Source organism: Bradyrhizobium sp. 195 (genome assembly GCF_023101665.1).
Lineage (GTDB): Bacteria > Pseudomonadota > Alphaproteobacteria > Rhizobiales > Xanthobacteraceae > Bradyrhizobium.
Genome location: NZ_CP082161.1, coordinates 4,039,126 through 4,051,224 on the forward strand (window position 1 = coordinate 4,039,126; position 12,099 = coordinate 4,051,224).

Sequence of the window (12,099 nt, forward strand, 5' to 3'; positions counted from 1 at the left end):
ATGAAAGCTCAATGTCGCCGCGAGCGATCCATGCGCTGCACGTGGGGATGGCTATGCGCCGGCCTCCAGCGACACGAGCCCAAGTTCCTTGCGGGTCTTCCGCGTCAGCTTGGCCACGATCAGCGCATGGGCGTGCGCAAGATAGATGGTGAGCTCGGCGTCCGACAGGGCGCTGTTGCTGACGAGCTGCACCCATTTGGCGCGTGCCAGATATGGCGCCGGTCGCGCCAGTCCGTGCTCGATCAGCATGGCATAGGCCATGTTGGAGACCTTGAACATGTAGCCGCCGGAGCGTGCAGCAAAGCCGCCGCCAAGCGCGAACATCTTGCCGCCGACCTTGAACACGGACGTGCCCTCCCACTGCACCACCTTGGTGACGGCGGGCAGGCGCAGACAGCGGGTTTCGAAGGTCTTGGGTAGCATGGCCGGAGCGATAGCACACCGTGTGCGGCATGCAACGTCTGTGCTGGCGGCCTCGCGAAAAGACGCTCAATTGTTTCGCTTGGCTCGCACGGCAATGGCAAACTTGATGCCGTGTGCCGCTCTTTGTGAGTTGTGCCGCAGCCGCGGACCGCTACCATGCGCCGGCTCCCTGGAACTCGAGAAACAGCACCGCAAGCGGAGACGACATGAGCGGGCAGGAACGCAAGGTAAAAGGATCGGACCTGTTTGTCGCCGCGCTGGAGAATGAAGGTGTCGATCGCATCTTCGGCGTTCCCGGCGAGGAGAATCTCGATGTGGTGGAATCGCTGCGCACCTCCAGGATCGAGTTGGTCCTGACCCGCCACGAGCAGGCCGCCGCCTTCATGGCCGCAACGCATGGGCGGCTGACCGGCAAGCCCGGCGTTTGCCTGTCGACGCTTGGCCCCGGTGCCCTCAACCTGTCGACGGGCGCGGCCTATGCGCATCTCGGCGCGATGCCGATGATCCTGATCACCGGCCAAAAGCCGATCATGAGCAGCCGGCAGGCGCGCTTCCAGATCGTGGACGTGGTCGCGACCATGAAGCCGCTGACGAAACTGTCGCGGCAGATCATCAACGCCTCCAGCATTCCGACCGTGGTGCGCGACGCCTTTCGTGTCGCGATGGAAGAGCGGCCGGGGCCGGTGCATCTCGAGCTGCCCGAGGACATCGCCGCCGACGAGGTGCCCGCCGTTCCCGTGATCCCGATCCATCCGATCGAGATCCCGGTCGCCCATCGCGCCGCGCTCGACCGTGCGGCCGAGATGATTTTGGCCGCAAAGCGCCCACTGGTGATGATGGGCGCGGCAACCAGCCGGCCGCGCTCGACCCACGGCATCGCAAGCTTCGTGCGGCGCACCGGCATCCCCTTCTTCACGACGCAAATGGGCAAGGGCACCGTGCCCGGCGGCACCAATCTCTACATGGGCACCGCCGCGCTGTCCGAGCGCGACTATGTCCACGACGCCATCGACGCCGCCGACCTGATCGTCGCGATCGGTCATGACCCGATCGAGAAGCCGCCCTTCATCATGGGGCCATCAGGGCCGAAGGTGATTCACGTCAGCTACACCTCGGCCAGCGTCGAGCAGGTCTATTTTCCGGACGCCGAGGTTGTCGGCGATGTCGGCCCGAGCCTGGAGCTGCTCGCCGATCGGCTCGAAGGCAAGCTGCCGCAGGCTGCGGCGCTGCTGCCGTTACGCGAAGAAATCCTAGGGCATATCGCCGACCGCGCCACCGAGGCGCGCTGGCCGCCGACGCCGCAGCGCATCGTGCACGACATCAGGCAGGTGATCCCCGAGAACGGCATCGTTGCGCTCGACAACGGCATGTACAAGATCTGGTTCGCGCGCAACTACCGCACCCGCGTCGCCAACACGCTGCTGCTCGACAATGCGCTGGCGACCATGGGCGCCGGCCTGCCGTCGGCGATGATGGCCGCGATGCTTTATCCCGATCGCCGCGTGCTTGCGGTCGCCGGCGACGGCGGCTTCATGATGAACAGCCAGGAGATGGAGACCGCCGTCCGCCTCAAGCTCAACCTCGTCGTCCTGGTGCTCGAGGACAACGCCTACGGCATGATCCGCTGGAAGCAGGCCGTCGATCATTTTGCCGATTACGGCATGACTTTTGGCAACCCGGACTTTGTCCAGTACGCGAAGGCCTATGGAGCGAAGGGCCACCGGATCGAGAGCATCGACAGCTTTGGTACGACGCTCGACGCCGCTTTCAAGGAGGGCGGCGTGCATCTGGTTTCGATTCCGATCGACTATTCGGAGAACGTGCGCGTACTGGTCGACGAGCTGCGGGCGCATGAGAAGGCGAAGGCGTGATCGATGGAGGTCGTGCCCCGGACGCAGCGCAGCGCCTCTTGGCGGTGCGCTGCAGAGCCGGGGCCCACGCATCGGCGAACTCTGCGGCCTCCTGGGTCCCGGCTCTGCGCAGCAACGCTAAAGCGTTGCAGCGCGTCCGGGACACGAGAGATCTTGTGCCGAGCGGCTCAATCACCGACACTCCCAATCACCGAACCAACCACAGGAATATGAAATGACTCGCGTTCGCTGTATCACCGAGATGGGCATGGGCGTCGACGTCCACGGCAGGGACGCCACCAAGGCAGCGAAGCGGGCCGTGTCGGACGCCATCCGGCATTCGAGCCTCGGATTCTTCCGGATGATCGGCAAGACCGCCAACGACATGTTCGTCGATGTCACGATCGCGGTGCCTAATCCCGAAGCGGTGGACAAGGAAGCCGTCGCCAAGGAGCTGCCTTACGGCACGGTGACCGTGACGGCGGTCAAGGGTGGGCTGGAGATTCCCTCGGCCACGGAGGTGGCAAACGACCCCATCCTCATCGCCAACGCCGCCGTCATCGTCAGCTTCGACAAGGACTAGGCCGGTGTCCGACAACGATGAGGCGCTGCTGGATCGCCCGATCTGGAGCGCGCTGACGACCAGCCACAGGCATCTGGCCGAAGGCGGCCCGCGAGCACTGCGCTATCCCGTCGACATGACGCCGTTCGCGGACATGGCCGACATGTCCGCGGCGAGCTTTGCCGCGCTCGGTGATCTCCTGTCGGGCTCGCAGGTCGCTGCGCTGTTCACACTGGAAGCAGTCGACGTTCCCGCCGGTTTCAAGGTCGTGGTCGCCGGGCCCTGCGAGCAGATGATCGGCTCGCCCGCCGACAGTCCGCTGCGCGACGCCGAGATCGTCACGCTGGGGCCGGCCGATGTGCCTGCCATGACGGCGCTGGTGGAGCTGACCAAGCCCGGTCCATTTGCGCTGCGCACCCACGAGCTCGGCACGTTCCTCGGCATTCGCGCCGGGGACGAATTGGTCGCGATGACTGGCGAGCGGATGAAGCCGGGCAAGTTCACCGAGATGACGGCCGTGTGCGTGCATCCCGACTATCGTGGTCGCGGCTATGCGCAGGCGTTGCTTGCGGCCGTCGCGCGCGGGATCGAGGCGCGCGGGGAAATTCCGTTCCTGCACGTGTTTTCCAGCAACGCGTCGGCGATTGCGCTGTACCAGCGACAGGGCATGCGCATCCGCCGATGCCTGCACGTTACCGCGTTCATGAAGCAGCAATAGGCGCGTTCATTTCCTGCGAAAGCGCGCTATATCCGCCCAACCACAAATTCGGGGAGACACATGGACGCCAGGGTCAGCGATTTTTCCGCCGTACGGACGGCGATGCAGCGCTACGTCGATCAGGAGATCATTCCGGGCGCATCCTGAGCCGTGCTGCGCGGGCGCGAGGTGGTCGACCAGCAATGCGTCGGCTTTGCCGACCGCGAGGCGAACACTGCGCTGCGGCCCGACCATATCTTCCGCGCGTTCTCCAACACCAAGATCTTCGTCACCTGCGCCATCATGCTCCTCGTCGAGGGAGGACGTATAGGCTCGATGACCCGGTCGAGACATTCCTGCCGCAACTCGGCAATCGCAAGGTGCTGAAGCAGGGCGCTTCGAGCCTTGCCGACGTCGAGCCGACGAAAAGCCCGATCACGATCCGCCAGCTTCTGACCCACACTTCCGGTCTCAGCTACGGCATTTTCGATCCCGGCACCGTGCTGTTCAAAGGCTATAACGAAGCGCGCGTGCTCAATCCGCTGACGCCGCTCACTGATATGATCGACAAGCTCGCCGATCTGCCGCTGTCGTATCATCCCGGCACGGCCTGGGAATATTCGGTGGCAACCGACGTGCTCGGCCGCGTCGTGGAGGTCGTCTCGGGCAAGTCCCTCGAGGCCTTCCTGAAAGCGCGCATCTTCGATCCGCTCGGTATGACGGACACCGGATTCCATGTTCCGGACGTGCAGCAGGGCAGGCTGGTTGCGCTCTACAATGGCGCTGATGTGCTCGATCCGATGAAGCCGGGCCTCACGCGCGCGGACAATCTTCCTTTTCCGCAAGCCTATCGGCGGCCGTTCCCGCGGCTTTCGGGCGGCGGCGGTCTGGTCTCGACCCTGCCGGACATGCTCGCGCTGGTGCGGGCATTGTTGCCGGGGCCGGATGCGCTGCTCAAGCCGTAGACGCTGCGGCAGATGATGACGAACCAGCTGCCTGCGGGCCAAACCATCCGCTTCGCCAATCTCGGTCCGATCCCCGGCAAGGGCTTTGGTCTCGGCGGGGCCGTCACCTTCGCGCCGACGCCGTTCGATCCCCCGAATTCGACCGGTGAATTCCAGTGGGGCGGCCTTGCCGGCACCCATTGGTGGATCTGCCTGAGGCCAATACCGCCGGCGTGCTGATGGCCCAGCGCTACATGGGCTTTTGGAATCCGTTCTTCTTCGAGTTCAAGCGCCTGGCCTATCAGGCCGTCGGGGGCTGATCCGCGAAAATTTGTCGGCGGCCGCGATGCTTTTCGGTCGCCGCGCCCTCTTGATGGTCGAGGCAATTGGCCTCGCCTCATCTCCGAGGATGCGATGGCATTTTACAGGAAGAACATCGGCGGCCTGCAGCAGACGGTGCGGGTCGCCTTGGGCGTCGCGGTGGCGGTCGCGGCATTGGTTTATCTGGCGGGCGGGATGGCGTGGCTGGTCGCGCTGGGCGGCGCCGGCTTCGCGCTGACCGGCTTCGCGCCCGCGCCTTGATGCGCGAATATCTGACGAGATGAGGCGTGAGCGATCACGAATGGAGAGAATCAGAGGCGCGCGAAAACTGAAAATGACGGCGCATGACGTGCCAAACTATCTCGGCCTCGACGGATTTCGCTTCGGCTGGGTTGCAGCCTGGATCGACGAGCGCGGCGATCACGGCTTCGATTATTCACCGGGCCTGACGCGCCTGCTCGCGATGCCGCATGCGCGCGCGACGATCGACATGCCGATCGGATTGAACCCGAGCGGGTATCGCCTTTGCGATCTGCGTGCGCGCGAATTGATCGGCCCCGCCGTGTTTCTCGGCGCGCGCCGTGATCTCTGGACGTTTGCCGACATGGCGGCCGCCAATCGCCACTATTGGAAGCACGAAGGCAAGGGCAGGGGCGTGTCGGCGCAGCTCTGGAACATCAGAGACAAGCTCAGGGAGGTCGACGATGCCATGACGCCGACGCGGCAAGCGACGATCGGCGAAGCGCATCCGGAATTGATCTTCTGGAATCTCGCCGGCCAGAGGCGGCTTGAACCGAAGTCGTCGCCGTGCGGTCGAACCCAGCGCATTGCGCTGCTGAGAGACCGAGGCTTCACCAAGGTCGAGAAATGGCTGACGCTTCGTCACGGCACCGGCATCGGCCGCGACGATCTCATCGATGCCTGCGCCTGCGCAGTCGCCGCGCGCGACAGCACGCAGCGCGTCGGCGGCGACGAGATTGATCCCCGAGGGCTGAGAATGGAGATCAACTACTGAAGCCTGTCATTCCTCGCAATCGCTTCCGTCTCCCGTATGGCCGCGATGACTCTGCGTCAGGCAGACGCCATCGTCGTCCAGTCTTGCCGCTCTCTCCTCGTACGCCTCGGCCATCAAGTGCAGCCGCTGCGCGGCTTCACCATGCGCGAGATCTTCAGCGACGCGGCGACAGCGTTCAGCGTGGTCGAGCAGGGCGCGCTTCTCAATGTTCATCCAGCGACAACGCTCGGAAAGCCCGATGGTCCCTGCGCGCGCGGACGGAACAGTGGGATGGCTTCGTCGTATAATCCGGGAAAAAGTAGCAATATTTCTAGCCGCTGGGAACATGGCGCTCGAGCTGACGTTTACGCAATGGATGCTGAGGGACAAACACGATGTACGACGTCTGCCAATGGGCGACCGCGATGCTCGCGGTCGCCTTTACGGCCCTACTACTGATCTCGGGCCAACGGTTCATCGAGTATCGGCTGCAACATGAGGCCATGACCCCGATTACGGTGATGGCGACACTTCCTCCGTAGGCGCGGCATTGCCGACGGATCATGAGGGCGGATCGTGACTTGCGCCATTTCGCGCGTCGCCTAGATTAGGTGCGCCTCAGCTCACGCACCAAAGGTCCCGATGTCCGATCTCTCCGCCTTTCCCATCACCAAGCGCTGGCCGGCCAAGCATCCAGAGTTGCTGCAGCTCTATTCGCTGCCGACGCCGAACGGCGTCAAGGTCTCGATCATGCTGGAGGAGATCGGACTGCCCTACGAGGTCCATCTCGTCGATTTCGGCAAGGACGACCAGAAGACGCCGGAGTTCCTCTCGCTCAATCCGAACGGCAAGATCCCGGCGATCCTCGATCCCAACGGCCCTGGTGGCAGGCCGATGCCGCTGTTCGAGTCCGGCGCGGTCCTGCAATACCTCGCCGAGAAGACCGGTAAGCTCCTGCCTGAGGACGCCGCGCGCCGTTACCGGACGCTTCAGTGGCTGCACTTCCAGATGGGCGGCGTCGGGCCGATGTTTGGCCAGGTCGGCTTCTTCCACAAATTCGCCGGCAAGGATTTTGATGACAAGCGGCCCCGTGACCGCTACATCGCCGAAGCCAAGCGTCTGCTTGGCGTGATGGAAACGCATCTGGCGGGACGGCAATGGTTCATGGATGACGACTACACCATTGCCGACATCTCCATGCTCGGCTGGGTGCGGAATCTCATCGGTTTCTACGGCGCGAGTGATCTCGTCGAATTCACCCAGTTCAAATCGGTCGGTGCCTGGCTCGAACGCGGGCTTGCGCGTCCGGCGGTGCAGCGCGGGCTGAACATTCCGCAGCGGCCGTAAGGTCAGGTCAGCGCCTTGTGGGTCATGTAGAGCGCCATCAGCGAGATGAAGGCGAGCATGACCCGGCGCAGCACCGATTTGCTGATGCCATTGGCCATGCGTGCGCCGAGATCAGTGCCAATCCAAAGACCGGCAAGAATGCCGATGATCGCCGGCCAGCCGACCATCAGGCTCTTGCTCCAGTAGATCCAGGCTGCCGGAAGGTTGGTTGGAATGATCGAGAAGACGAGGCTGACGAGCTGTGCCTGATGCTGCGGCACGCGCAGGCCCGCAGCAAGGCCGACCGTGATCGCCAGGCCTCCGCCGATGCCCATGAAGCCGGAGGAAAATCCGGCAAGCAGGCCGATGAGGAGCAGGGGTAGCCAGGGCAGTTGGTCCTGGTCGCCGGCTGCGTGGCTGCCGTCCTTGCGATCGCGGCGCAGGATCAGCAGGGCGATCAGCCCGACGAGATAGGCGACATAAGTCCATTGCAGAACCTGGTCGGAAACCGCTGCCGCGGCGTAACCGCCGCCGGCACCGCCGACAAGAAAGCCGATGCCGATCCAGACGATCCACGGCAAGGGGCTGCGATTGCCGTTCTGCCAGTAGCGGCGCGCGCCCGCGAGGCCCGTCGGTGGGATTTGTGTGATCAGCGACGTTCCCTGCGCGACGTGCTGCTCCGCGCCAAGCAGAAGCACGCTGAAGATCACGAGTCCGCCACCCGGGCTCGTTCCCATGAAGCCCGATGTCAACCCGCTGACCAGGCCGACGCCGGCGCCAGCAAGGAGGTCGTGCATGCCGGACATCGCCTACGTCCTGGTTCGCCGCTTGATGTCAGGTCTGGTCGTGCGGAAGCCGTCGATCACACCGGCGACAGCCGTCATGCAGGCCTCGACGTCGAATTCGTCGCCCCAGCATTTTTGCAGCACAAAACCCTGGAAGATCGCGATCAGCACGCGTGCGATCGCGTCCGCACCCAGGTCGCGCCGGATGAGGCCCTCGTGCTGGGCGCGCTCGACCAGCGCGACGATCAGAGCGCGCGGCATGTCGATGCCTTCGACGACGCTGGTGCGGACGCGGCGGTTGCGCAGGGCTTCGGCCCAACCATGGATGCCGACACGGCGGCGGGCTTCGCCGGCGGGGTCGGTCAGCCATTGCGCGTAGACGCGGATCAGGGCGTGAAGTCCTTCGATCGGATCGCCGGATCCTTGCGCGACCGAATTGAGCACGGCTTCGCGGCGATGCCGGTCGTCGGCGAGCGCCTCGATCAGGTCGTCCTTGCTTTGGAAGTAGAGATAGACCGCGCCATGGCTCAGTCCGGACCGCTTCACGATGTCGGCCATGCCGGTCTGGTGAAAACCGTCTTCGGAGAAGCAGGCGAGGGCCGCTTCGAGGATCTGCTGCCGCCGGCCTTCGCGTTGCTTGTCGCTGATCTTGGGCATTTGGCGGTCCCTAAATAACTGACAGGATGATCATTTTTCTGTTGGTGACGACTGAGCCCTATACAAGGCGCGTAGAATAAAAAACGATCAGTCAGTCATTTTTATTGCCGCGGGCGAGTTTGGTCAAGTGCGGGCCGGCCGGGACTGGGAAAGAGGAGGATGAGGCCTCGCGAATGCCCGGCCGAGGCGACGCTCCGGGCCTCGATCGCGCGGCTAGAACAGCCGTCCGCCGTTCGGCACCGGCTTGCTCGGCTGCACCAGCACGACCTTGCCGTCGGCATCGGGGAAACCGAGTGTCAGCACCTCCGAGATAACAGGTCCGATCTGGCGCGGGGGGAAATTGACGACGGCCGCGACCTGTTGCCCCACCAATTTCTCGAGCGGATGATTTTCCGTGATCTGGGCCGAGCTCTTGCGCACACCGATTGCGGGTCCGAAGTCGATCCAGAGCCGAAAGGCCGGCTTGCGCGCCTCGGGGAATGGCTTGGCATCGACGATGGTCCCGACGCGAATATCGACCGCGAGGAAGCTGTTGAAGTCGATGGTCGGCGTGGCGGCGGCTGCGGGATCGTGGGTGACGTGCATGGGATGTCCGTTCGGGCGAGTTGGCGTCGTTCGCAATATTGTCGCGCGAACCGGAGTTTCGTACAACGCCACGGACATCACGATATGCCATGCGCGAGGAACGTCTTGCCCAACATCATCTACGGCATCAAGAACTGCGACACCATGAAGAAGGCGCGTGCCTGGCTCGACACAAATGGCGTGCCTTACGCGTTTCACGACTACAAGGTGGCGGGCGTGGAAAAGGACAAGCTCAAGCAGTGGAGCGACAAGGTCGGTTGGGAGACGCTGCTCAATCGCGCCGGGACGACGTTCAAGAAGCTCCCCGATTCCGACAAGGACGGCTTGAGCGAGAAGAAGGCGCTGGCGCTGATGCTGGCGCAGCCATCGATGATCAAGCGGCCGGTGCTGGAAATCGGCGGCAAGCTGTTGGTCGGCTTCAAGCCGGACATCTATGCCAAGGAAGTCGGCGGCAAGAAGGGCTGACTGCTAGTTCAGCTCGATGATCTCGGTGGGGATACCGGGCTGGTCCGCGAACTCGACCAATTCGGCCGTCGCGATGCGACCAGGCGCCCGATGAAACAGCTCGCGGTCGATCACCGCGCGCAGCTTCGGACGCGGCGGCGCGTCATTTCCGCGCATCAGGTTCTTGATCTCGAAGCCGCCGTCCTCGCAGAAGGTCTTGACCGAGGCGATGACGTGACAGACCGTGCCGTCAGTCTGGAAAGGCAGCAGCAGCCGTTCATAAGCGACGTCGCGCCCGTAGATGTCCTCGACATCGGCAATGCTGTAGACGGGCAGCCCGCGCGCCACGCATTCATGATAGATCGGCACCACGAACGGCGCGAGTCGCGGCCCGAGATAATCGTCGAGCAGAACGCCTTTGCCGGTATGTCCATAGGCGCGCGAGATGCGCGTGTTTTCGCTCTGGATGGTGAGGCGCGGCGCCGGCGTCGCAGCGTCCACCGTGTAATAGATGAGATCGGACAGCTCTTCCTCGAGCCGCGCAGGCTGATACTCCCAGACCGCCGGCGCGATCTGCTGACGCGCGTAAAGTCGCAGCCACGTGTTCAGGAGATCACGTTGTCTGATCGACTTGACGACGGAAGGAGCGGCGCTTGCGAAATCCAAGACAATATTCCCGGAACGTCAAAACCCGCGCATGATCCAGCTTGCGGGAAAATTTTCTATGAAGACTGGCGCGCCAGACGAAAGACCGTTAACGACGGCTTGATGACCGGTGCTTTCGCGAACCGGGAGGCCGGGCAGGCACAACGTCAAAACGTCTCCGACTAAGGGAGCATTTGTATCCCAGCCGGAGGCCTGATCTGCTCAGCTTTCCGCCTTGCCTAACCCCCGTCACCTCCGGCATATTCCGCGCTCGGAGGCGGTGTTCCGGATAGGCTCCAAGGCCTCCGGAAAGCCGAAGCAACAAGGATAGCCACGCAGCTAGCGCGGGCAGGGGGAAATCTGTTTGGCCGATGAGTTTATTCTCGAAACGGAAGGCTTGACCAAGGAGTTCGCGGGCTTCTTCGCCGTCCGCGACGTTGCGCTCAAGGTTCGCCGTGGCAGCATTCATGCGTTGATCGGCCCGAACGGGGCCGGCAAGACGACCTGCTTCAATCTTCTGACCAAGTTCCTGAAACCGTCGGCCGGGAAGATCCTGTACAAGGGCCAGGACATCACCGCGATGGCGCCCGCCGACGTGGCGCGCCTGGGGCTGGTTCGTTCGTTCCAGATTTCGGCGGTGTTTCCGCATCTCACTGCGCTGGAGAACGTCCGCGTCGCGCTTCAGCGCCAGCACGGCTCTTCGTTCGACTTCTGGCGCTCCAAGTCGGTGCTCAACCGCTTCAACGATCGCGCGCGCGAATTGTTGAACGATGTCGGCCTCAACGAGTTTGCCAACACGCCTGCGGTCGAGATGCCCTATGGGCGCAAGCGTGCACTGGAGATCGCAACCACGCTCGCGCTCGACCCGGAGATGATGTTGCTGGACGAGCCGATGGCCGGCATGGGCCACGAGGACATCGACAAGATCGCGGCGCTGATCAAGCGGATCTCCGCGAAATATACCATCCTGATGGTCGAGCATAATCTGAGCGTCGTGGCCAACCTCTCCGACATCATCACCGTGCTGACGCGCGGGCAGGTGCTCGCGCAAGGCCATTACAGCGAGCTCACCAAGGACGAGCGCGTCAAGGAAGCCTATCTGGGAGCCGGTCATGCCTGACACTGCGATTGCGGAGGCTCCGGCCAAGGCTGCGACCGGCGGAAACATCCTTCAGGTCCGCAACCTCGAAGCCTGGTACGGCGAGTCCCACATCCTGCACGGGATCAATTTCGACGTGAACGCGGGCGAGGTCGTCACCCTGCTCGGGCGCAACGGCGCCGGCAAGACGACCACGCTGAAGTCGATCATGGGAATCATCGGCAAGCGTACCGGCTCGGTGAAGTTCAACAACCAGGACATCATCCGAGCGACTTCCGACAAGATCGCGCGCATGGGCATTGCGTTCTGCCCGGAAGAACGGGGGATATTCTCCAGTCTCGACGTGCGGGAGAATCTGATGCTGCCCCCGGTGGTCCGTGAAGGTGGACTGCCGCTCGATCAGATCTTCGACCTGTTCCCGAACCTGAAAGAGCGGCTCAACAGCCAGGGCACCAAGCTGTCCGGCGGTGAGCAGCAGATGCTGGCGATCGCGCGCATCCTGCGGACGGGCGCCAGTTTCCTGATGCTGGACGAGCCGACCGAGGGCCTTGCGCCCGTCATCATTCAGCAGATCGGCCACACCATCGCGCGGCTCAAGAAGGAGGGTTTCACCATCCTCCTGGTCGAGCAGAACTTCCGGTTCGCATCGACCGTGGCCGACCGCTATTACATCGTCGAGCACGGCAAGGTGATCGACGGTTTTGCAAATTCGGAACTGTCCGCGAACATGGACAAGCTGCATACCTATCTCGGCGTCTGACGCCTCG

16 protein-coding genes and 1 pseudogene are annotated in these 12,099 nt (G+C 63.4%); 11 read left to right on the forward strand and 6 right to left on the reverse strand.

Annotation, left to right across the window (positions count from 1 at the left end; all coding sequences use genetic code 11):
- Positions 1 to 51 precede the first annotated feature (51 nt).
- Entirely contained in the window at positions 52 to 423 is a 372-nt protein-coding gene (locus IVB26_RS18440) for an MmcQ/YjbR family DNA-binding protein (RefSeq protein WP_247972949.1), read from the reverse strand.
- A gap of 206 nt (positions 424 to 629) precedes the next feature.
- Here IVB26_RS18440 and IVB26_RS18445 point away from each other — a divergent pair, with 206 nt between their 5' ends.
- The 6 genes and pseudogenes from IVB26_RS18445 to IVB26_RS18475 all read left to right on the forward strand — a co-directional run bounded on the left by IVB26_RS18445 (position 630) and on the right by IVB26_RS18475 (position 5,812).
- The gene (locus tag IVB26_RS18445) at positions 630 to 2,294 is read left to right on the forward strand and encodes an acetolactate synthase large subunit (RefSeq protein WP_247972950.1); all 1,665 of its coding nucleotides are present in this window, start codon (positions 630 to 632) and stop codon (positions 2,292 to 2,294) included.
- 214 nt (positions 2,295 to 2,508) lie between these two features.
- The gene (locus tag IVB26_RS18450) at positions 2,509 to 2,856 is read left to right on the forward strand and encodes a Lin0512 family protein (RefSeq protein WP_014495864.1); all 348 of its coding nucleotides are present in this window, start codon (positions 2,509 to 2,511) and stop codon (positions 2,854 to 2,856) included.
- Between the two features lie 4 nt (positions 2,857 to 2,860).
- Positions 2,861 to 3,553 carry a GNAT family N-acetyltransferase gene (locus tag IVB26_RS18455; protein WP_247972951.1) on the forward strand — a complete coding sequence of 231 codons (693 nt, stop codon included), beginning with the start codon at positions 2,861 to 2,863 and terminating at the stop codon, positions 3,551 to 3,553.
- 150 nt (positions 3,554 to 3,703) lie between these two features.
- Positions 3,704 to 4,796, forward strand: a pseudogene (locus IVB26_RS18460) (serine hydrolase domain-containing protein).
- Between the two features lie 94 nt (positions 4,797 to 4,890).
- On the forward strand, positions 4,891 to 5,058 hold the full coding sequence (locus tag IVB26_RS18470; protein ID WP_247972953.1) for a YgaP-like transmembrane domain: 168 nt from the start codon (positions 4,891 to 4,893) through the stop codon (positions 5,056 to 5,058).
- A gap of 88 nt (positions 5,059 to 5,146) precedes the next feature.
- Positions 5,147 to 5,812 carry a DUF429 domain-containing protein gene (locus IVB26_RS18475; protein ID WP_247973202.1) on the forward strand — a complete coding sequence of 222 codons (666 nt, stop codon included), beginning with the start codon at positions 5,147 to 5,149 and terminating at the stop codon, positions 5,810 to 5,812.
- A gap of 6 nt (positions 5,813 to 5,818) precedes the next feature.
- Here IVB26_RS18475 and IVB26_RS18480 read toward each other — a convergent pair whose 3' ends face one another.
- Complete coding sequence (locus tag IVB26_RS18480) at positions 5,819 to 6,025, reverse strand: hypothetical protein (protein ID WP_247972954.1); 207 nt, start codon at positions 6,023 to 6,025, stop codon at positions 5,819 to 5,821.
- A 161-nt stretch (positions 6,026 to 6,186) separates the two neighbouring features.
- Here IVB26_RS18480 and IVB26_RS18485 point away from each other — a divergent pair, with 161 nt between their 5' ends.
- Together IVB26_RS18485 and IVB26_RS18490 are read left to right on the forward strand one after the other, a co-directional pair.
- Positions 6,187 to 6,333 carry a hypothetical protein gene (locus IVB26_RS18485; protein ID WP_247972955.1) on the forward strand — a complete coding sequence of 49 codons (147 nt, stop codon included), beginning with the start codon at positions 6,187 to 6,189 and terminating at the stop codon, positions 6,331 to 6,333.
- A 100-nt stretch (positions 6,334 to 6,433) separates the two neighbouring features.
- A complete protein-coding gene (locus tag IVB26_RS18490; RefSeq protein ID WP_247972956.1) occupies positions 6,434 to 7,138 on the forward strand; it encodes a glutathione S-transferase family protein in 705 nt (234 codons plus the stop codon).
- A gap of 2 nt (positions 7,139 to 7,140) precedes the next feature.
- Here the strand turns inward: IVB26_RS18490 and IVB26_RS18495 are convergent, their stop codons facing one another.
- The 3 genes from IVB26_RS18495 to IVB26_RS18505 all read right to left on the reverse strand — a co-directional run bounded on the left by IVB26_RS18495 (position 7,141) and on the right by IVB26_RS18505 (position 9,144).
- Positions 7,141 to 7,923, reverse strand: a complete 783-nt coding sequence (locus IVB26_RS18495) for a sulfite exporter TauE/SafE family protein (protein ID WP_247972957.1) — start codon at positions 7,921 to 7,923, stop codon at positions 7,141 to 7,143.
- Between the two features lie 3 nt (positions 7,924 to 7,926).
- Entirely contained in the window at positions 7,927 to 8,559 is a 633-nt protein-coding gene (locus IVB26_RS18500) for a TetR/AcrR family transcriptional regulator (protein WP_247972958.1), read from the reverse strand.
- A gap of 213 nt (positions 8,560 to 8,772) precedes the next feature.
- Positions 8,773 to 9,144: a tRNA-binding protein gene (locus IVB26_RS18505; RefSeq protein WP_247972959.1), complete on the reverse strand. Its 372-nt coding sequence runs from the start codon at positions 9,142 to 9,144 to the stop codon at positions 8,773 to 8,775.
- 105 nt (positions 9,145 to 9,249) lie between these two features.
- Between IVB26_RS18505 and IVB26_RS18510 the strand changes: the two genes are divergently transcribed.
- Positions 9,250 to 9,609, forward strand: a complete 360-nt coding sequence (locus IVB26_RS18510) for an ArsC family reductase (protein ID WP_247972960.1) — start codon at positions 9,250 to 9,252, stop codon at positions 9,607 to 9,609.
- A gap of 3 nt (positions 9,610 to 9,612) precedes the next feature.
- Here the strand turns inward: IVB26_RS18510 and IVB26_RS18515 are convergent, their stop codons facing one another.
- The gene (locus IVB26_RS18515) at positions 9,613 to 10,254 is read right to left on the reverse strand and encodes a PAS domain-containing protein (protein ID WP_247972961.1); all 642 of its coding nucleotides are present in this window, start codon (positions 10,252 to 10,254) and stop codon (positions 9,613 to 9,615) included.
- Positions 10,255 to 10,597: 343 nt separating this feature from the next.
- Here IVB26_RS18515 and IVB26_RS18520 point away from each other — a divergent pair, with 343 nt between their 5' ends.
- Together IVB26_RS18520 and IVB26_RS18525 are read left to right on the forward strand one after the other, a co-directional pair.
- Entirely contained in the window at positions 10,598 to 11,353 is a 756-nt protein-coding gene (locus tag IVB26_RS18520) for an ABC transporter ATP-binding protein (RefSeq protein ID WP_036034135.1), read from the forward strand.
- Positions 11,346 to 12,092, forward strand: a complete 747-nt coding sequence (locus tag IVB26_RS18525; protein WP_247972962.1) for an ABC transporter ATP-binding protein — start codon at positions 11,346 to 11,348, stop codon at positions 12,090 to 12,092. The genes IVB26_RS18520 and IVB26_RS18525 overlap by 8 nt, the downstream gene beginning before the upstream one ends.
- Positions 12,093 to 12,099: the final 7 nt, after the last annotated feature.

Excerpts from the sequence above, each read along its gene's own strand:
- IVB26_RS18485 (WP_247972955.1), top strand. The coding sequence starts at position 6,187 with ATGTACGACGTCTGCCAATGGGCGACCGCGATGCTCGCGGTCGCCTTT.
- IVB26_RS18505 (WP_247972959.1), bottom strand. The coding sequence starts at position 9,144 with ATGCACGTCACCCACGATCCCGCAGCCGCCGCCACGCCGACCATCGAC.
- IVB26_RS18495 (WP_247972957.1), bottom strand. The coding sequence starts at position 7,923 with ATGTCCGGCATGCACGACCTCCTTGCTGGCGCCGGCGTCGGCCTGGTC.
- IVB26_RS18445 (WP_247972950.1), top strand. The coding sequence starts at position 630 with ATGAGCGGGCAGGAACGCAAGGTAAAAGGATCGGACCTGTTTGTCGCC.
- IVB26_RS18450 (WP_014495864.1), top strand. The coding sequence starts at position 2,509 with ATGACTCGCGTTCGCTGTATCACCGAGATGGGCATGGGCGTCGACGTC.
- IVB26_RS18490 (WP_247972956.1), top strand. The coding sequence starts at position 6,434 with ATGTCCGATCTCTCCGCCTTTCCCATCACCAAGCGCTGGCCGGCCAAG.
- IVB26_RS18480 (WP_247972954.1), bottom strand. The coding sequence starts at position 6,025 with ATGAACATTGAGAAGCGCGCCCTGCTCGACCACGCTGAACGCTGTCGC.
- IVB26_RS18525 (WP_247972962.1), top strand. The coding sequence starts at position 11,346 with ATGCCTGACACTGCGATTGCGGAGGCTCCGGCCAAGGCTGCGACCGGC.
- IVB26_RS18500 (WP_247972958.1), bottom strand. The coding sequence starts at position 8,559 with ATGCCCAAGATCAGCGACAAGCAACGCGAAGGCCGGCGGCAGCAGATC.
- IVB26_RS18470 (WP_247972953.1), top strand. The coding sequence starts at position 4,891 with ATGGCATTTTACAGGAAGAACATCGGCGGCCTGCAGCAGACGGTGCGG.
- IVB26_RS18440 (WP_247972949.1), bottom strand. The coding sequence starts at position 423 with ATGCTACCCAAGACCTTCGAAACCCGCTGTCTGCGCCTGCCCGCCGTC.